General features: G+C 61.9%; 16 protein-coding genes. 10 read left to right on the top strand and 6 right to left on the bottom strand.

All coding sequences use genetic code 11. From position 1 onward, the window contains the following. Positions 1-20: 20 nt before the first annotated feature. Positions 21-914, top strand: a complete 894-nt coding sequence (locus tag RhoBH5_RS20720) for a LysR family transcriptional regulator (protein WP_003943476.1) — start codon at positions 21-23, stop codon at positions 912-914. Between the two features lie 180 nt (positions 915-1094). Here the strand turns inward: RhoBH5_RS20720 and RhoBH5_RS20715 are convergent, their stop codons facing one another. Both RhoBH5_RS20715 and leuA read right to left on the bottom strand, forming a co-directional pair. Continuing rightward, entirely contained in the window at positions 1095-1472 is a 378-nt protein-coding gene (locus RhoBH5_RS20715; protein ID WP_003943489.1) for an SHOCT domain-containing protein, read from the bottom strand. A 240-nt stretch (positions 1473-1712) separates the two neighbouring features. Next, positions 1713-3521, bottom strand: coding sequence for a 2-isopropylmalate synthase (leuA, locus tag RhoBH5_RS20710; protein ID WP_003943488.1), 1809 nt, complete (start codon positions 3519-3521; stop codon positions 1713-1715). Between the two features lie 270 nt (positions 3522-3791). Here leuA and RhoBH5_RS20705 point away from each other — a divergent pair, with 270 nt between their 5' ends. The 4 genes from RhoBH5_RS20705 to RhoBH5_RS20690 are packed head-to-tail and all read left to right on the top strand — an operon-like array spanning position 3792 to position 7466. Next, positions 3792-4157, top strand: coding sequence for a hypothetical protein (locus RhoBH5_RS20705; protein WP_270008734.1), 366 nt, complete (start codon positions 3792-3794; stop codon positions 4155-4157). Then, positions 4157-5110: a hypothetical protein gene (locus RhoBH5_RS20700; protein WP_050656980.1), complete on the top strand. Its 954-nt coding sequence runs from the start codon at positions 4157-4159 to the stop codon at positions 5108-5110. The genes RhoBH5_RS20705 and RhoBH5_RS20700 overlap by 1 nt, the downstream gene beginning before the upstream one ends. A gap of 49 nt (positions 5111-5159) precedes the next feature. After that, entirely contained in the window at positions 5160-6425 is a 1266-nt protein-coding gene (locus RhoBH5_RS20695; protein ID WP_003943494.1) for an aspartate kinase, read from the top strand. Positions 6426-6431: 6 nt separating this feature from the next. Continuing rightward, positions 6432-7466, top strand: coding sequence for an aspartate-semialdehyde dehydrogenase (locus RhoBH5_RS20690; protein WP_003943474.1), 1035 nt, complete (start codon positions 6432-6434; stop codon positions 7464-7466). 62 nt (positions 7467-7528) lie between these two features. Here RhoBH5_RS20690 and RhoBH5_RS20685 read toward each other — a convergent pair whose 3' ends face one another. Together RhoBH5_RS20685 and RhoBH5_RS20680 are read right to left on the bottom strand one after the other, a co-directional pair. Further along, complete coding sequence (locus RhoBH5_RS20685) at positions 7529-7870, bottom strand: Imm51 family immunity protein (RefSeq protein WP_047271601.1); 342 nt, start codon at positions 7868-7870, stop codon at positions 7529-7531. Between the two features lie 43 nt (positions 7871-7913). Beyond that, positions 7914-8564: a TetR/AcrR family transcriptional regulator gene (locus RhoBH5_RS20680; RefSeq protein ID WP_270008780.1), complete on the bottom strand. Its 651-nt coding sequence runs from the start codon at positions 8562-8564 to the stop codon at positions 7914-7916. A 149-nt stretch (positions 8565-8713) separates the two neighbouring features. Here RhoBH5_RS20680 and RhoBH5_RS20675 point away from each other — a divergent pair, with 149 nt between their 5' ends. Both RhoBH5_RS20675 and RhoBH5_RS20670 read left to right on the top strand, forming a co-directional pair. Then, positions 8714-10495 carry an acyl-CoA dehydrogenase gene (locus tag RhoBH5_RS20675; RefSeq protein WP_270008733.1) on the top strand — a complete coding sequence of 594 codons (1782 nt, stop codon included), beginning with the start codon at positions 8714-8716 and terminating at the stop codon, positions 10493-10495. Position 10496: 1 nt separating this feature from the next. Beyond that, the gene (locus RhoBH5_RS20670) at positions 10497-11429 is read left to right on the top strand and encodes an oxygenase MpaB family protein (protein WP_080961232.1); all 933 of its coding nucleotides are present in this window, start codon (positions 10497-10499) and stop codon (positions 11427-11429) included. A gap of 94 nt (positions 11430-11523) precedes the next feature. Here the strand turns inward: RhoBH5_RS20670 and RhoBH5_RS20665 are convergent, their stop codons facing one another. Further along, positions 11524-12828 carry an HNH endonuclease signature motif containing protein gene (locus RhoBH5_RS20665; RefSeq protein WP_054827453.1) on the bottom strand — a complete coding sequence of 435 codons (1305 nt, stop codon included), beginning with the start codon at positions 12826-12828 and terminating at the stop codon, positions 11524-11526. Positions 12829-12876: 48 nt separating this feature from the next. Further along, complete coding sequence (locus RhoBH5_RS20660; RefSeq protein ID WP_047270037.1) at positions 12877-13653, bottom strand: TetR/AcrR family transcriptional regulator; 777 nt, start codon at positions 13651-13653, stop codon at positions 12877-12879. Positions 13654-13718: 65 nt separating this feature from the next. Between RhoBH5_RS20660 and RhoBH5_RS20655 the strand changes: the two genes are divergently transcribed. Genes RhoBH5_RS20655 through RhoBH5_RS20645 form a run of 3 tightly spaced genes read left to right on the top strand, consistent with a single transcriptional unit; the run spans position 13719 to position 17632 of the window. After that, complete coding sequence (locus tag RhoBH5_RS20655) at positions 13719-14558, top strand: alpha/beta fold hydrolase (protein WP_047270040.1); 840 nt, start codon at positions 13719-13721, stop codon at positions 14556-14558. Positions 14559-14614: 56 nt separating this feature from the next. Beyond that, positions 14615-16381, top strand: coding sequence for a multicopper oxidase family protein (locus RhoBH5_RS20650; RefSeq protein ID WP_270008732.1), 1767 nt, complete (start codon positions 14615-14617; stop codon positions 16379-16381). Positions 16382-16417: 36 nt separating this feature from the next. Beyond that, entirely contained in the window at positions 16418-17632 is a 1215-nt protein-coding gene (locus RhoBH5_RS20645; RefSeq protein WP_270008731.1) for a CaiB/BaiF CoA transferase family protein, read from the top strand. The last annotated feature ends 15 nt before the right edge of the window (positions 17633-17647 follow it).

The raw sequence follows: 17647 nt of genomic DNA, 5'->3' as shown, positions 1-17647 counted from the left end.
ACATGGATATTCGTCACCGTATGGATGCCACGCGCCTGCGAATCCTCCGCGAGCTCGCCGACCGAGGAACCGTCGGCGCTACTGCTCTTGCCCTCTCGATGACGCCGTCCGCCGTCTCGCAACAACTCAAGATCCTCGGACGAGAAGCGGGGGTCTCGCTCCTCGAACCGGACGGGCGCACGCTGCGCCTCACCGACGCGGGTCGAGCGCTGGTGCTTCGCGCCGACGACGTGGTGGCGGCGCTAGACCGGGCGGCGGACGAGATGGCGTCGTACCGAGGCTCGCCGCGGGGAAAGGTGCGAGTCGCGTTCTTTCCCTCCGGCGCGGCGCTCCTGCTGCCCGGTGTCCTGACGGCGCTGAAGAACTCGGACGTGGACATCGACGCCTACGACGTCGACAAACCGGCGTCCGCCGTCCCTGGACTGTTGGCCGATCACGATGTGATCCTCACCCACCGTGACGAACGCGGAGCCGAGACGTCGTTTCCCCGGGTCAGCGTGCAACCGCTGATGCGTGAACCGATCGATCTGGTGCTGCGGCCTGATCATCCACTCGCCGAGCAGGATTCGGTCCGGCTGGAACAATTGGCCGACGAGAACTGGATAAGCGTGCGCGGCGGGTTTCCGGTCGACGACGTTCTGCTGTCGGTTGCGTCGGTAACCGGCGTCCAGCCTCGCGTCGCTCATCGGATCAACGATTTCCGCGTCATCGAAGAACTGGTGGCGGCGGGCCACGGCGTGGCTTTGATGCCGCGATACGCGATCACACATCCCGGAGTGTCGAGGAAACCGGTGGCGGGAGTGCGCGCTGCACGAGTTTATGAATTGGCAACTCGGTTACACGCCAACCGCAGTCCGGCTATCGGAGTCGTGCTCGACGCCTTTCGTGACGTCGCGCGTGCTGTCGGTGAATGAAGGCTGTCGGTGAATGAAGGGCCGTTGGTGAATGAACGGCTGTCGGTGAATGAACGGCTGTCGGTGAATGGGCAGCTGTTGGTGAATGAACACAAAACGGGAGCGACACGATTAGTGTCGCTCCCGTTTCGGTAGTGCAATCCTCACGGTTTAGTGAGGGTCGCTTAGTGAGGGCCGGTATCAGGCGAGAGCCTTGGCCTTCAGTGCTGCGAATTCTTCTTCACTGATGGTGCCGGCGTCGAGAAGTGCCTTTGCATCTGCGATGGATTCGGCCGGGGACTTTCCGGCAACCTCACGGATGTAGCTGTCCTGCGCGTTCTTGACCTGCTGCGCAGCCTCGAGGGACCGCTGTGCCATTCCGTCACTGCGAACGATCAGGTAGACGAGCGAGGTGAGCAGCGGAATGAAGAACAGGAAGACGATCCAGATTGCCTTCACCCAGCCGGAGGTCTTGTGATCGCGGAACAGGTCGGTGATGATCGAGAAGAGCAGGATCAAGTACGCGATGAACGCGAAGCTGATGATGATCAGCCAGAGGAAGTCCCAAAAGGAATCCATTGTCGAGCTCCATTTCACAAGTCGGATTTGTCTGAGCTGACTATCTCACGCGCACGGGGCGTCTGCATCATCCTCGATGGGTGAATTCTTTTTGTTAACTTCGCTAACCGACTCTTTCGGGACCAATGTCATGCCGAATCGAAAACATCGACCGAAAATCTTCAGTGCTCTGAAAACGACCCTGGCCCCACCCGAAAATCGGGTGAGACCAGGGATTGTTCACGAGTCGGGAGCTGAGTGTCAGCTGGCGCGGTTCACTGCCGAGACCACAGCGCGCAGCGAGGCCGTCGTGATCGACGTGGCGATACCCACACCCCAGACGACGGTGCTCTGACCCTCCGGGCCCGTCACGGCGCACTCGACGTAGGCCGCGGCCTGGGCGTCGTCACCGGCGGACATCGCGTGCTCGGAGTAGTCGAGGACACGAACGTCGAAGTTGATGCTTCCCAGCGCGTCGACGAAGGCAGCGAGCGGGCCGTTGCCGGTACCCGAGATCTCCTGCTCCTTGCCGTTCACCTTGACGATCGCGGTGATCGCATCGGTGCCGCCGTCCTCCTCGGACGCGGTGACCTTCTGCTTCATGCGCTCGAGCGGGGTGATGGGAGCGAGGTACTCCTCGTGGAAGACGTCCCACATTTCCTTCGGCGAGACCTCGCCGCCCTCGCCGTCGGTGATCTTCTGGACCGACTGCGAGAACTCGACCTGCAGACGACGCGGCAGCACCAGACCGTGATCGGCCTTCATGATGTATGCGACGCCGCCCTTGCCGGACTGCGAGTTCACACGGATGACGGCCTCGTAGCTGCGGCCGACGTCCTTCGGGTCGATCGGCAGGTAGGGGACCTGCCAGAGAATGTCGTCGACGTCGGAGTTCTGGCTGTCGGCGTCGACCTTCATGGCGTCGAGGCCCTTGTTGATCGCGTCCTGGTGGCTGCCGGAGAACGCGGTGTAGACCAGGTCGCCGCCGTACGGATGACGCTCGTGGACGGGCAGCTGGTTGCAGTACTCGACCGTGCGACGGATCTCGTCGATGTTCGAGAAATCGATCTGCGGGTCGACGCCGCGCGTGAACATGTTCAGAGCGAGAGTGACCAGGCAGACGTTGCCGGTGCGCTCACCGTTGCCGAACAGGCAGCCTTCGATGCGGTCCGCGCCGGCCTGGTAGCCCAGCTCGGCTGCAGCGACACCCGTGCCGCGGTCGTTGTGGGGGTGCAGCGACAGGATGACCGAATCGCGGCGGGCCAGGTTGCGGTGCATCCACTCGATGGAGTCGGCATACACGTTGGGTGTAGCCATCTCGACGGTGGCGGGCAGGTTCAGGATGACCGGGTTGGCCGGCGTCGCACCCAGGGTTTCGGTGACGGCGTCACATACTTCCTTGGCGTACTCGAGCTCGGTGCCGGTGTAGGACTCGGGCGAGTATTCCCAGCGCCAGTTCGTGTCCGGGTACTTCTTCGACTCGGCGAGGACCAGTTCGGCGGCGTCGGTGGCGATCTTCTTGATCGTGTCCTTGTCGGCGCGGAACACGACGCGGCGCTGCAGAATCGAGGTGGAGTTGTAGAAGTGCACGATCGCGTTCTCGGCACCTTCACAGGCCTCGAACGTGCGCTTGATCAGCTCGGGACGCGACTGCGTCAGCACCTGGATGGTGACGTCGGACGGGATGGCGCCGTCCTCGATGATCTCGCGAACGAAATCGAAGTCCGTCTGGCTCGCGGACGGGAAGCCGACCTCGATCTCCTTGTAGCCCATACGAACCAGGAGATCGAACATACGACGCTTGCGCGCCGGGCTCATCGGATCGATCAGCGCCTGGTTGCCGTCGCGCAGGTCAACGGCACACCACTGGGGTGCTCGGTCGATGATCTTGTCCGGCCAGGTGCGGTCGGGCAGCGTGACCGTCTCGACCTCTTCGGCGAACGGGCGGTAGCGGAACGTCGGCATCGACGAGTTCTTCTGCGTGTTCCACGCAGGCTGGTCGGACGGTGCCGGCTTCGTGGGCGGGGTGATGGTGCGAGTGCCGGTGGTGAATGCGTCAGCGGGGGACATGGGTGTGATCTCCAGGATTGTGGACCCGGCCTGTTGACCTGTTGGTCAAGACCATGAGTCCGGAAGGCTTGGTCGACCGGCGCACAAAAACCCCGCGGCGGGAGGCCAGTCTGGATCAGACCCCGTCGCGGCAACCAAGAAGGAGTGCGCGCTGCATGCACAGCACTCTACTCCTGGATTTCGCGAGAAATCGGTGGGGTTCGCCCTCATGTCCAATTTGTCGCCGAATTGTGCTGCCGTTTCGGCCCCGAAAATGGTGGACTGTCGTCCATGGATCCCCGAATCGCCGTGGCGAGCACGTACCTCGACGCGCTCCGCAGTCACGATGGCAGTTCCGTACCGCTGGCTCCGGACGCGGTACGCCACGAGGTCGGGCTCAAGACCGGATTTTCGGGGAATCATTTGCGGCGCAGCCTTTCCGGAGGTCCTCAGTATCGCGTGATCCGCGACATTCGTGAGGTGGAGTGGACGGTCGACGGGGACGACCTGAGGGCTGACTACCTCCTCGACGCCGGGTTGTTCGGGCGGAACCTGATGACCGTTCGGGTTACCGAGACCTTCCGGATACCCGCTGACGATCACCGCATTCACCACATCACCGCGAAGATTCGACCGGCGCGCGCCAATCACACGTGATGCGCTCGATCCGCTGGATCGTCTGTTCACTGCTGATCGTTCTCGCTGGTCTCGGTGCTGCCGGCTCGGTGCTCGCGCTGTTCGTCCACACCCAGGTGAACGACACCGACAGTTACGTCGAGACGGTTGCCCCGTTGGCTTCCGAACCTGCTGTCCAAGCGGCTGTCGTTGATCGGCTGACCGAGGAACTGACGCAGCGGTTGGACCGGTTTCCGCAGGTGGTGACGAGACAAGCCGAGAAACTTGTTCGGGAGGCGGCTCAGTCCTTGGTCTCCAGCGACCAATTCGCGACGCTCTGGACCGCGGCCAACCGTCAGGCGCACGCGCAACTTGCTGCGATGGTGACCGGCAGAGCCACCGACGGCATCGTTCGGTCCGACGACAGCGGAACAGTCACCTTGTCCCTCGAGCCGATCATGACAGAACTGCGGACGAACCTCCGCGATCGCGGATTCACCGTCGTCGATCGTCTTCCGACGTTCGATCCGCAGTTCGAGATCCTGCAGTCCGACGAGCTGGTGCGGGCCCAGGACCTCTCGAACACTCTCGACCGGGCAGCGGCCTGGCTGCCGTGGGTGTCGCTGGCCTGTGCGATCGCGGCCGTCGCAGTTGCGCCGAGGCGAATGCGCGCACTGTCCCTGGTCGGGCTGGCGACGGCGGTGGCGATGATCGCCCTGTTGGTGGCGCTGGCCGTCGTGCGGCGGGTCTATTTACAGAATTCAGACATACCGTCATCCGAGGCGGCAGTCGCGGTGTACGACGCGCTGGCAGTTTCGCTGGTCAGCAGTATCCGCGTGCTTCTCGCCTGCGGAGTTGCCGTCGCGGTGGCCGGTTACGTTGCCGGTGGCTCGCGTTCTGCGACGTTGATGCGAGCGCGGATCTCGCAACTGATCCCGCGCGGATCTGAGGCGAACAGCAGTACGCATCGGGAAGTCCCAGGACCACCTCGGTAAGCTCGACCTCTGGTATCTGTAAACAATTTCGACCTGGAGGTAGAAACGCGTGGCTCTCGTCGTCCAGAAGTACGGCGGATCCTCGGTGGCAACCGCCGAGCGCATCCGACGAGTCGCTGAACGGATCGTCGAGACCAAGAAGGCCGGCAATGATGTCGTCGTCGTGGTGTCAGCGATGGGCGATACCACCGATGAGCTGCTCGATCTGGCTCAGCAGGTGTGCCCTTCCCCGCCGGCCCGTGAAATGGACATGCTGCTGACCTCGGGTGAGCGCATCTCCAACTCCTTGGTAGCGATGGCAATTCACTCCCTCGGCGCCGAAGCTCGTTCGTTCTCGGGCTCACAAGCCGGAGTCATCACGACCGGCAGCCACGGAAACGCCAAGATCATCGACGTCACGCCGGGCCGTGTTCGCACTGCGCTGGACGAAGGCTCGATCGTTCTGGTCGCCGGATTCCAAGGCGTCAGCCAGGACAGCAAGGACATCACGACGCTCGGACGCGGTGGCTCGGACACCACTGCCGTGGCGTTGGCAGCTGCACTCAACGCCGACGTCTGCGAGATCTACACCGACGTCGACGGCGTTTTCTCCGCCGATCCGCGCATCGTCCCCGACGCTCACCGCCTCGAGACGGTTTCCTTCGAGGAAATGCTCGAACTCGCAGCGTGTGGTGCCAAGGTGCTCATGCTCCGGTGCGTCGAGTACGCCCGTCGTTACAACGTGCCTGTGCACGTCCGTTCGTCATACACCACCAAGCCCGGAACAATCGTGTCCGGATCGATGGAGGACATTCCTGTGGAAGAGGCCCTGATCACCGGAGTCGCGCACGATCGCGGCGAAGCCAAGATCACCGTTGTCGGATTGCCGGACACACCGGGACACGCTGCCAAGGTGTTCCGCGCAGTCTCCGATGCCGAGATCAACATCGACATGGTGCTGCAGAACATCTCCAAGGTGGAGACCAACAAGACGGACATCACCTTCACGCTTCCGACGGCCGACGGCCCCCGCGCCGTCGAGATCCTGACCAAGCGTCAGGAAGACATCGGCTTCACGCAGATCTTGTTCGACGACCACATCGGCAAGGTTTCCCTGGTCGGCGCCGGAATGCGGAGCCACCCGGGCGTCACCGCCACGTTCTGCGAGGCGCTGGCCAAGGCAGACATCAACATCGACCTCATCTCGACCTCTGAGATCCGCATCTCAGTGCTGGTCAAGGACACCGAATTGGACGACGCTGTACGTGTCATCCACGACGCTTTCGGGCTCGGTGGCGAAGAAGAAGCAGTAGTACACGCTGGAACGGGACGGTAATTTCTCATGACGACTATCGCTGTTGTCGGTGCGACCGGTCAGGTCGGCATCGTCATGCGCACTTTGCTCGAAGAGCGGAACTTCCCCGCGGACAAGGTGCGGTTCTTCGCATCTGCACGCTCCGCCGGTAAGAAGCTGCCCTTCCGCGGCGAAGAGATCATCGTCGAGGATGCGGCCGCCACATCGGATGAGGACCTGAAGGGCATCGACATCGCCCTGTTCTCAGCCGGTGCGACGCTCTCGCGCGCCCAGGCTCCGCGCTTCGCTGCTGCCGGCGCGACCGTTGTAGACAACTCTTCGGCATGGCGCAAGGATCCCGAGGTTCCCCTCGTGGTCAGCGAGGTCAACCCGCAGGACACGCAGAACCTGGTCAAGGGCATTATCGCGAACCCCAACTGCACCACCATGGCAGCGATGCCGGTGCTGAAGGTTCTGCACGACGAAGCCGGTCTGCAGCGTCTGATCGTCTCCAGCTACCAGGCCGTGTCCGGTAGCGGCATCGCCGGCGTCGAGGAACTCCTCGGCCAGGTGCGCGCCGTAGTCGGAGACGCGGAGAAGCTGGTTCACGACGGCAGTGCCGTCGACTTCCCGGCCCCGAACAACTACGTCGCCCCCATCGCGTTCAACGTCCTGCCTCTCGCAGGTTCGCTGGTCGACGACGGAAGCGGCGAGACCGACGAGGATCAGAAGCTCCGCAACGAGAGCCGCAAGATCCTCGGACTTCCCGATCTGTTGGTTTCGGGTACGTGCGTGCGCGTTCCCGTCGTGACCGGGCACTCGCTCGCGATCAACGCAGAGTTCGCCAACCCGCTCTCGGTTGCTCGCGCCAAGGAGATCCTCGCCGACGCTCCGGGCGTCGAGCTTGTCGAGGTTCCGACGCCGCTGGCCGCTGCCGGTGGCAACGCGTCGCTGGTCGGTCGTATCCGTCAGGATCCGGGTGTCCCGGAGGGACGCGGACTTGCGCTCTTCGTTTCGGGCGACAATCTGCGTAAGGGTGCCGCGCTCAACACGATTCAGATTGCCGAGCTGTTGGTCGGCTAGATCTTTCGTTCGGTACCGGCCCCGCACCTAGGTGCGGGGCCGGTGTCGTTTCGACCGGCGCTCTAGTCGAGTTCGGAAATGGCGACCAGGCCACCGAGGTACTCGGCATCCGAATACGCTTTGGCGAGTAGCACTCCGAGCTCACCGAGAGCTTCGGTGTCGCTGCCGTACGCAACAAACATGCCCGCTTCGGGATCGGTGCCGAAGCGGCCCTCCAGATGCGGTGCATCGCGGCCTACCACTGCGTGGGCGACCGACGCCCAGTCGTAACCGGAGCCTTCGAAACCCTCTACCTGCTCGAATGTCGATGCCACCTTGCCGAAATGCTGGTCGGTGAGCATCAGTGACCAGTTGCCCGAAGACGTTTCGAAAAGCTGCAGCGGTTCGATCGATGGTGATGTCATGTGAGTATTGAAGCAGATCCGACCGACAGGTTTCAGTCGGCTGCTAACGCCCGACCGATTGTGCGAGAGCCACGGCAAAACTGGAAAGTCGTTCTCGGGTATAGGTTTCGGGATCACTGACGGCCAGTCGTCCGAGCATTTCGGCGAACGACATCATGGTGTGTGCGAGGAGAACCGGATCAAGGCCTTCGAGCTTCGGCTCGAGGGCAATCCCGGCGCGGGCCAGTTCTTCGGCGCGGGCGAAGACAGCTCCGCGAGAGAGCTTCAACAAGCCGTGATACTCGCTGGGGGCGTTCTCGACAGACGTCAGAATCAGGCGCCAGCGCGTCGGGTTCTCCAGTACGGCGTCGACGAAGGCGCCAACGGTCCCGGTGTACGACGCCGCTGGGCCGAGTTCGCTCAGATCTGTCGGCATGGTTTCGAGCACCTGAGCGATGGCACGCTCGTGCTCGCGGCGCAGCAGTGCAGCGACGAGATCGGTCCTGGTATCGAAAATCGTGTAGAGGACGGGCTTGCCGACACCGGCTTCGGCAGCGACGGATTCCATGCTGAGGTTGTGCAGGCCAACGCGGCCGGTGACCTCGCATGCTGCGTCGAGGAGCTGCTCGCGACGTTGCTCCGGCGCCATGCGAGGGGCGTACTTGCGCCGCGGTGTATCCGTTGCGTCAGCTTGTGACCTGGTCATCGTGTGCATCACCTCCGGTCTCACCCTAATCTGCCTGCCACTTCTTCGTGAATAATACGCAACCGTTGTATTCATCGTCTGCAATTGTTACGGTGGCGTTGTATTCGAATGGTGCTCAGTGAGGCGCCTCTGCCGAGATCTCGAGGAGAACAACCGCTATGACAGCGTCGACCTCTTTAGTGCCGAATGATCTGCTGCTCCATCCCTCCACGTACGATCGGCCGGAGTTCGACGCGACCACGCGGAGACTGCTGGGCGCGACCGTCGACTGGTTCGAGGCGCGTGGAAAGAACCGACTCCTGGCCGACTATCACAACAAGATCTTCTACTCCGATTTCCTCGATTTCGCGGCGAAGGAAGGTCTGTTCGCCACATTTCTGACGCCCGCCCGCGACAGCGGCGGTGACTCCGACAAGCGCTGGGATACCAGCCGTATCGCCGCGCTGTCCGAGATCCTCGGCTTCTACGGACTCAACTACTGGTACCCGTGGCAGGTGACCATCCTCGGTCTCGGGCCGGTGTGGCAGAGCGACAACGAGACGGCAAGGGCGCGAGCAGCTTCCGCTTTGGCTTCCGGAGGCCTTGCGGCATTCGGGCTGTCCGAGAAAGAGCATGGCGCGGACGTCTACTCCACCGACATGGTCTTGACGCCCAACGGCAGCGGCGGGTACCTGGCCAGCGGTTCGAAGTACTACATCGGAAATGGCAACTGCGCCAACACGGTCTCTGTCTTCGGTCGTGTCGACGGAGTGGAGGGCACTGATCAGTACGTCTTCTTCTACGCCGACTCGGACCATCCGGCATTCACCGTGGTGAAGAACATCGTTCCGGCGCAGATGTACGTAGCGGAGTTCTCGCTCGTCGACTATCCCGTTGCGGCAGAGGATATCCTGCATACCGGCGAGGCAGCATTCAGTGCCGCACTCAACACCGTGAACATCGGAAAATTCAACCTGTGTTTCGGCGGAATCGGTATGTCGACTCATGCCTTGTACGAGACGATCACCCACGCGCACAATCGAATTCTATTCGGCAATCCCGTCACTGCCTTCCCCCACGTGCGACGAGAATTCGTCGACGCGTACGCACGCCTGCTGGCGATGAGGCTCTTCTCGGATCGCGCGGTGGACTACTTCCGGACGGCATCTCCCGAAGACCGCCGTTACCTCTTGTTCAACCCCGTCACCAAGATGAAGGTGACAACCGAAGCGCAGAAAGTGATCGGACTGCTCTCCGACATCGCTGCGGCAAAGGGCTTCGAGAAGGACAGCTACCTCGCGGTGGCCAAGATAGATGTCGACGGGTTGCCCAAGCTCGAGGGGACCGTCGCCGTCAATCTCGCCCTGATCGCCAAGTTCATGCCGGCGTACCTCTTTGCCCCCGAGTCATTTCCGGCGATTCCGACGCGCAACGATGCAGCCGACGACGAGTTCCTGTTCCGTCAGGGTCCGGCACGGGGGTTGTCGAAAGTTCGATTCGACGACTGGCGAGCGGTGTACGCGAAGTTTGCGGATGTTCCCAACGTTGCACTGTTCGTGGAGCAGGCAGAAGCGCTCGTGACCCTTCTAGTCGAAGCTGCACCGGATGCGGCGCAGCAGGTCGACTTGGACTTCGGCCTTGCGATCACCGAACTCTTCACCCTCGTCGTCTACGGCCAGTTGATCCTCGAACAAGCCGAGATCTTGGGATTGGACGAGGAGCAGCGGAACGGTGGGGTGCTGGATCAGATCTTCGATGTCCTGGTCCGCGACTTCAGTGCTGCAGCGGTGGAGTTGTACGGAAAACCCAGCGCCAGTGAAGATCAGCAACGGTTGGCACTCGCATCTATCCGGCGCCCCACGTTCGCGGCGGAGCGATTCGAGTACGTCTGGCAGCAAGTAGTCGCCTTGTCTGGTGCCTACGAAATGAACGGTGCAGGCTCAACGAACGGGGAGGAATGAAATGTCTGAACTGACGATGAATCGACCGCGTGAGGATTACGGCTTCTTCGGCCCAGGATCACCCAGTTGGAAGATCTGGGCCGCGCCGACAGCGCTGATCGGGTTCCAGCGGTCGGTGGTGCTCGAGCACTTCGACCCCTTCTTGGCTGCCGCAGTGGCAGACATGAGCGGGATTTACAGCGATCCGGCCGGGCGACTCGACCGAACCTTGGCGTACTTCCTGACCGTCGCCACTGCCGACGGGCGGACGGCATTGGCCTTGTCCGACCACCTCATGACAGTTCATGCTCAGGCCACGGGCATTGAACCGATCACCGGAACTCGTTACAGCGCAAACAATCCGGCGTCACAGCTCTGGATCCACGTGACGGGTTGGCATTCGGTGCTCAAGTGCTACGAGATGTATGGGCCGGGCCCGCTTTCAGCTGTCGAAGAGCAGCGGTACTGGGAAGAATGCGTGATCGCTGCCGAACTACAGACATGCAAGACCTCCGACGTTCCACGCTCCCGAGACGAGGTACGTGAGTACTTCGCTGAAGTCAGGCCCAGATTGTGTACCTCCGAGCGTGCCAACCGGGCGATGCACTACTTGTTGAGAACACCGAGAGCGCAGGGGAAGACGAAGTTCGCGACATTCAGCCGATTGGTCGCGCCGGCCACTATCGCGACTTTGCCCGGCTGGATGCGAACGATGGGTGGGTTCGATCAGCCAGCGTTGTTGGACAGAGCAATTGCGCCCGCGGTGCGAACGGCAGTCCGGTTGGGTAGTTCACCGAAGAACATGACCACTGCTCTGAAAGTCATTGCGCCGATGACGGGCAAGGTGTTGGAGCGCCACCTGCGTGACGAGCAACCCCTGGACCCGAGAGTTGTCACGCCAGCGGAGATTCGGGAGCGATTCCCGCGAGCCGCCAAGGTTGCGCAGGCCGTCTGACGGGTTCGCCACGGTCTGTTGGCACCGCATCGGGGGGATCCCTTCGATGCGGTGCTTGGTCCGTGTTCTGTTGTCGCCAAAGAGGTTTGACCTCTCAGGTTTTGAAGGTGGTGTTCGCGGGCCGCGGTTGCTGTCCGGGGTCGATCGAGGGTGGTGGGATGAACCAGGGTTTGTTGTCGGCGCCTATTCGGATTTCCCATTTGCCGACGAACCCGGATTTGCGGTGCATCAGCCGGTGATGTGAACGGCACAGCAGGACCAGGTTGTTCATCACCGTCGGGCCGCCGTTCGCCCAGTGCCGGATATGGTGCGCATCCGTCCAGGCGGGCACGCATGTGCAGCCCGGGAAGGCACAGCCTCTGTCGCGGGCAATCAACGCAGTCCGTTGTTCGGCGGTGACCAACCTCTTTCCTGGTTTCGCATCCAAGGGTGCGCCGTGATCGTCGAGCAGGACGGTGGAGAGGAAGCAGTCACACCCGAGGAGTCTGGTCTGCGATACGGACAGTGGTCCGAGCCAGGGCATGTGCCCGACATCGAGATCCGATACGGCCATTCCGTCATCAGTCTTGGAGGGTGTTGCGGCGCAGTCCCGATGCTCAGCCAAATCACGCGCGTTGATGTGCACGTTCACGTGCGGACGCTGACCACCATCGGTACCGGTCTTGGCGCAGTCCAGATAGCGGCGGATCAGTTCGGTGAACCCGTCCGCGGTGCGTTTCGCCGCCGACCGGGCATCGGGCGTCCCATCCGGTGCTGGGGTTGGCATCGTCAGATTCGACAGGGCCGAGAGCAACATTTCACCGGTGAGGGCATCGAAATCGCCGCGCACCACCACTCGACCGTTCAATGTCGAGGCGATCCGGAGCTCGTTCTGGTCGATGTCTTCGGCGGGCGGGATCTCATCCGATTCGAACAACCTCTCCAACGTCGCGATCACGTTCCGCACCTTCGTGGTCGTCGCCTCAACTCCGGAAGCAGCCGCAAGCAGTAGGTCGATACAGCGAGGGAGCGCGGCGTCTGGCATGCCTTTAGGTGGTGACTCGCAGAACGCCACGATCAACACGGCATGCTCGAAGGAGCAGTCCCCGCCATCGAACCGAGCCGCCACCGCCGGAAACGGCCGCAAAGCCGCACCCAACGCGGCGATCTTCTTCCCGTCCCGAACCTGCAGCATCGTGTTGCCCGCCAACCACGAACCGGCACCGCGACTGGCAATCACCTGATCATCCGGGCGCAACGACAACTCGTCCACCACCGCCACACGCACAGCTTCGAGACGAAGAATCTCCGCACTCGCCTCGACAGCAGCAGCGCGCAACTCGGCAGCAGTCAACTGCCACAACCGTCCGCGTAACCCCACCGCAGAACCAGACACCACGTCCGACAGACAAACACTCATTGAACCCCCCGATCCCCTCTCCAAATCATACTCGAACATGCGTTCGAGTCAAGAGTGTTTTCGAATCCTCGATTCGATACCGTCAAGGAGGATCTGTAGGCCCTGAGTAAATGACTCTTCGGTTTCTCGTTCGAGATAGAAGTCGCCGCCCGGTACCGGTGGGGCCTCCCGACCCAACTGCATCGTGTGGGGGAAGTCGTCCGCGAAATCCGGTGCAGCATCGGCCAGTGCAGCAGAAGACTTTGCCCACCAATGAGATTCGGAATCTCCGATGGTCGAGGCGCTCCGGATCTCAGCTAAGGTCCGCGCGGACCCCCGGATGAAATGGAAAAGCATGCTCACCGATCTGCGGATGGTCGGAGCATCGAGACTTGTGGAGTAGAGAATGGACAGGAGTGATTCGAGTCCTGCCTGCTCGTGCGGACCTAGGACGGGGCGCGCCAACGAGACATCCAATGTCCACGGATGGCGTGTATGTAGGGCGAAGAGTGCGGCGGCCCAGTCGGAGAGTGCCATGCGCCAGTCGCCGGTGTCTGCGATCGGCGGTAGCTCGGCATGCACCCGGTCGTACATCAGGTCCAGCAGTTCGTCCTTTCCCGGTATGTAGGTGTACAACGACATCGCAGTGCGGCCGAGGTGGTCGCCGATCATGCGCATCGACAACGGTGTCGTGGGGTTGGCGTCGGCGACTTCGATCGCGGCGTCAACGACTGTGTCAATGGACAGCGCGGGCTTCGGTCCTCGGCGGCCGGAAGGCGCCTCGGGTTGACGCCACAGAAGTGAAATCGTGCGTGCGATATCGCGTCGGCCTGCCTGTTTGTTCATCTTGTCGCTTTCGTGGAGTCGCGCTATTCTTAATTACTTTACAGTGTAAAGATTTGGGAGTGGGCATGGTTGAGGCAAGATTTCATGACGGGACAACTATCGATGTCGAGGTTCTCGGGCATGGCCCTGCCGTGCTGATACCTGTGAATCCGATTTCGGCTACCGGCATCAAGGCGGACGAACTGCGCGCCTGGGGCGTTGACCCCTCGCTCGGTCGAACGTTCCTGGAAGGGTTGGCGTCGAACTTCACTGTGGTTGCCTTCGACTACGAAGGGCACCGGATGGCGTCGCCCGCGCCGGACACGCTCACTCCCGACAACATCGCGTCCGACATTCTGGCTGTGGCGAATTCGGCTGGGATCGACCAGTTCGCCTACTACGGATACTCCTGGCTGGCTCTGTGCGGATTGCAGTTGGCGCTGCGCACCGATCGTCTGACCGCACTGGTCATGGGTGGTTTCCCGCCGGTGGATGGGCCGTACAAGGCGATGCTCCAGGTTACCGAAGCTACACACCGCATGGCGAGTGAACCGCCCCAGCGCACATCACAGCCCACGGCATCATCAGACGAATTCGATTGGAACTCCATCGACATTGCGTTGACCGGAGCGCAGACCCGGCAGTTCGTGACGCTGTACCGCGCACTTGGTGAATTCGACGATCGAACGATTCAAGGGCGCATCCTTTGTCCGCGAATGTGTTTCGTCGGTTCGCGAGACGTCATCGAATACGGTGACCGATGGGGTGGGGTACGGGTCGCGCCGGCCGATCTCGACCTCGACGCCGTTCGGTCGGCAGGGTGGGATATCGAGGTACTCGACGGTCTGGATCACACGCAGGCAATGCAACCGGCTCATGTTCTACCCATTCTCAAACCCTGGTTGGAGAAGGTGGTCGGTGTTTGACCGTGCGGGCACACGGGTAACCCGCTCCGGATGCCGTCAGCGTGAGGGGGCCGTGAGTGGACGAGTCACACAAGATCCGTCGCCGATCGTTTGTTCAAGGGCTTGGCCTGCTGGCCGGTCTGAGCGCGTTGTCCGCTGGATCAGCGACGGCTCGACCACCTGATGTCGATCCACTGCGCCCATTCCAACTTCCGTCGCCCCGTCTGGAACCGTTCCGGGAGTCCCTTCCTGTCCTGCCGGGCATTTCGGGTGGCAACCTGGAGCTTCGTGCGGCATCGTCGATGCACCGTTTCCATCCGGACCTACCGTCGTCGCCGTCGCTGGGTTACGGCGGAATGGATTATCTGGGCCCCACCATCGAGGCGCACGTCGATCAGCTCGTGACAGTCCGATATGCCAACGACATTTCTGCGTATCCGCTTGCCGCCGATGTCGATCCGGGTCTGCACGGCGTCAGCAACCTCGACCGCACACAGGTCCCCACCTCGCTTCACCTGCACGGGGGAGTTACTGCACCACAGTTCGACGGACATCCGGAGTTGATCCAGCGTCCGGGCGAAGGTTTGGTCCACGAATACACGAATGGTCGTGCCGCCGGCAATCTCTGGTACCACGATCACGCCATGGGAATGACGCGCCTCAACGTCTACGCCGGATTGGTCGGGATGTATTTTCTCCGTGACGACGTTGACACGGGCGCCGCCGGGAATTCTCTCGGCTTGCCGTCCGGTGAGTTCGAGCTTCCGATGATTCTGCAGGACAAGGTCTTCACCTCCGACGGTCAGCAGAGTGTCCGTTCCACGTGGCTCACTCCGCAGGGTTCTTGGGATCCGGCGACCCCCGGTGACGTTGGCGTGGTGAACGGCGTCGTGTGGCCGAAAGTGGAGGTGGCTCGAGGGCTGTACCGATTGCGACTGCTCAATGCCGCAACCTATTCGGTGTGGAATCTGCACTTCGCAAATCGTATGCGGTTCTGGGTGATCGGTTCCGAAGGCGGTTTTTTGGCCGCTCCGGCGCCGACGGATCACGTCCGGCTGAGTCCGGGTGAACGCGCTGATCTGCTGGTCGACTTCAGCATGCTCGAGCCGGGCACGACGGTGGAATTGCGCAACGACGAACCGGTACCCCTTGCGGTGGCGCAACGCGGCACACAGGTGATGCCGGTCTTCTGTCGGTTCGACGTGGGCAGCGCAAAGGGATTCACCGGCTCGATCCCGCAGCAGCTGAATTCCGTTGCTGCCGATCCGGCGTCCCCGGATATGGTGCGAAATCTCACGATCATGCAGCTGTCGCGTCCCTCGGATTACCCGTCGATCACCATGTCGCTCAACAATTTGAGGTTCACCGATTCGGATATCGAACTGCCACGTCAGGGAGCCGTCGAGCAATGGAATCTGATCAACATCACCACGGAACCACATCCGATTCATCTGCACTTGGTGGCGTTCCGCGTTGTGGGACGCCAAAGCCTCGACACTGCAGCACTGATGCAGCGGTATCCGGTGCCTGACTTGGGGGTCCGGTGGACGCCGTCGGCCGAGGAATTCGTGACCTCTTCGCTGCGGCCTCCCGAAGTGTGGGAAACGGGGGAGAAGGACACTGTCATCGTGGATGCCAACTCGATCACCCGCGTGATCGTGCGCTTTCCGACGGCCGACGAGTTGGGCTTCGATCCGGATGCAACTTTCGCGAGAGGTTCCATGGCAGACCACTCGGCACACGGAGAAGCCGGTATGGGGGACCTGCAGGGGTACGTCTGGCACTGCCACATGCTCGATCACGAAGACCACGACATGATGTTGCGATATCGGGTGGTGACGTAGCCTTCAAGGGGAGAAAAGTTCCCAGAGGAGGCAGCTGTGTCGGAAGGTACGCCCACCGGGCCCCTGGACGGATATCGGGTGATTGAACTCGGAACCTTGATCGCCGGGCCCTTCGCCGGGAAACTGCTCGGCGACATGGGCGCCGACGTGATCAAGATCGAATCGCCGGACCGCCCGGACCCGCTTCGTACCTGGGGTCAGGCCGAGCAGGACGGTCATCGATTCTTCTGGACGGTTCACGCCCGCAACAAGCGGTGTGTGACGTTGGACCTTCGCGTCGACGCGGGACGAGACCTGTTTCTGAATCTGATCGAACATGCCGATGTGGTGGTCGAGAACTTCCGGCCGGGCACCCTCGAGAAGTGGGGCCTGGGATTCGACGTTCTCAGTGCGCGCAATCCGAAGTTGGTGTTGGCCAGGGTATCCGGTTACGGGCAGAGCGGACCGCAAGCCAAGAGCGCCGGCTACGCCTCGGTTGCCGAAGCGGTCAGCGGATTTCGGCATCTGAACGGTTATCCAGGGCAGGCGCCTCCGCGTATTGCCCTTTCGCTCGGAGATTCTCTCGGCGGGATGTTCGCCGTTCAGGGAGTGCTGGCGGCGTTGCTCTCACGAGAGCGGACCGGCCGTGGTCAGGTGGTCGACGTTGCCCTCACGGAATCCTGTCTGGCGGTGCAGGAATCCACGATCCCGGATTACGATCGGGGCGGGATCATCCGGCAGCCCTCGGGAACGAGATTGGAGGGTATTGCGCCGTCCAACATCTATCAGACCTCTGAAGGAAACTGGGTGGTGATCGCAGCCAATCAGGATACGCTCTTCGTGCGTCTGTGCGCCATCATGGGGCGACCGGAACTAGCGCATGACGACCGCTTCTCCAATCATGTTGCCCGTGGCAAACATCAGGACGAGCTCGACGAACTGATCAGCGCCTGGGTCGCGCTCCAAGATCCCACTAGCCTGGTGGAACGCCTCACCGAAGTGGGAGTTGTTGCCGGGCCGATCAATACGGTTGAAGATGTCGTCAAGGATCCGCAGCTGATCGAGCGGGGGATGCTCGTCGACCACTACGACGAGCGGATCGGTGAAAACGTCCTCGGCTTGGGCGTCGTGCCTACTTTCAGTGAGACACCCGGATCCGTGCGCAACGCGGGAGCGTCGGCGCCGGGTCACGACAACTCCTCGGTGTGGGGCGGGCTCCTCGGACTCTCGGACGACGAGCAGGCAGAACTGAAGATGAAGGGCGTGATCTGACATGTCGGTACCTGG

The organism is Rhodococcus sp. BH5 (genome assembly GCF_027583855.1).
Taxonomy (GTDB): Bacteria; Actinomycetota; Actinomycetes; order Mycobacteriales; family Mycobacteriaceae; genus Rhodococcus_F; species Rhodococcus_F qingshengii.
This window is presented reverse-complemented; position numbering and strand designations above follow the sequence as displayed.

What these genes read in the sequence shown, in the direction of transcription:
- leuA (WP_003943488.1), bottom strand. Translation starts at nt 3,521, where the DNA reads ATGTCCCCCGCTGACGCATTCACCACCGGCACTCGCACCATCACCCCG.
- RhoBH5_RS20660 (WP_047270037.1), bottom strand. Translation starts at nt 13,653, where the DNA reads ATGAACAAACAGGCAGGCCGACGCGATATCGCACGCACGATTTCACTT.
- RhoBH5_RS20715 (WP_003943489.1), bottom strand. Translation starts at nt 1,472, where the DNA reads ATGGATTCCTTTTGGGACTTCCTCTGGCTGATCATCATCAGCTTCGCG.
- RhoBH5_RS20680 (WP_270008780.1), bottom strand. Translation starts at nt 8,564, where the DNA reads ATGCACACGATGACCAGGTCACAAGCTGACGCAACGGATACACCGCGG.
- RhoBH5_RS20690 (WP_003943474.1), top strand. Translation starts at nt 6,432, where the DNA reads ATGACGACTATCGCTGTTGTCGGTGCGACCGGTCAGGTCGGCATCGTC.
- RhoBH5_RS20670 (WP_080961232.1), top strand. Translation starts at nt 10,497, where the DNA reads ATGTCTGAACTGACGATGAATCGACCGCGTGAGGATTACGGCTTCTTC.
- RhoBH5_RS20665 (WP_054827453.1), bottom strand. Translation starts at nt 12,828, where the DNA reads ATGAGTGTTTGTCTGTCGGACGTGGTGTCTGGTTCTGCGGTGGGGTTA.
- RhoBH5_RS20655 (WP_047270040.1), top strand. Translation starts at nt 13,719, where the DNA reads ATGGTTGAGGCAAGATTTCATGACGGGACAACTATCGATGTCGAGGTT.
- RhoBH5_RS20720 (WP_003943476.1), top strand. Translation starts at nt 21, where the DNA reads ATGGATGCCACGCGCCTGCGAATCCTCCGCGAGCTCGCCGACCGAGGA.
- RhoBH5_RS20700 (WP_050656980.1), top strand. Translation starts at nt 4,157, where the DNA reads ATGCGCTCGATCCGCTGGATCGTCTGTTCACTGCTGATCGTTCTCGCT.
- RhoBH5_RS20675 (WP_270008733.1), top strand. Translation starts at nt 8,714, where the DNA reads ATGACAGCGTCGACCTCTTTAGTGCCGAATGATCTGCTGCTCCATCCC.
- RhoBH5_RS20705 (WP_270008734.1), top strand. Translation starts at nt 3,792, where the DNA reads ATGGATCCCCGAATCGCCGTGGCGAGCACGTACCTCGACGCGCTCCGC.
- RhoBH5_RS20685 (WP_047271601.1), bottom strand. Translation starts at nt 7,870, where the DNA reads ATGACATCACCATCGATCGAACCGCTGCAGCTTTTCGAAACGTCTTCG.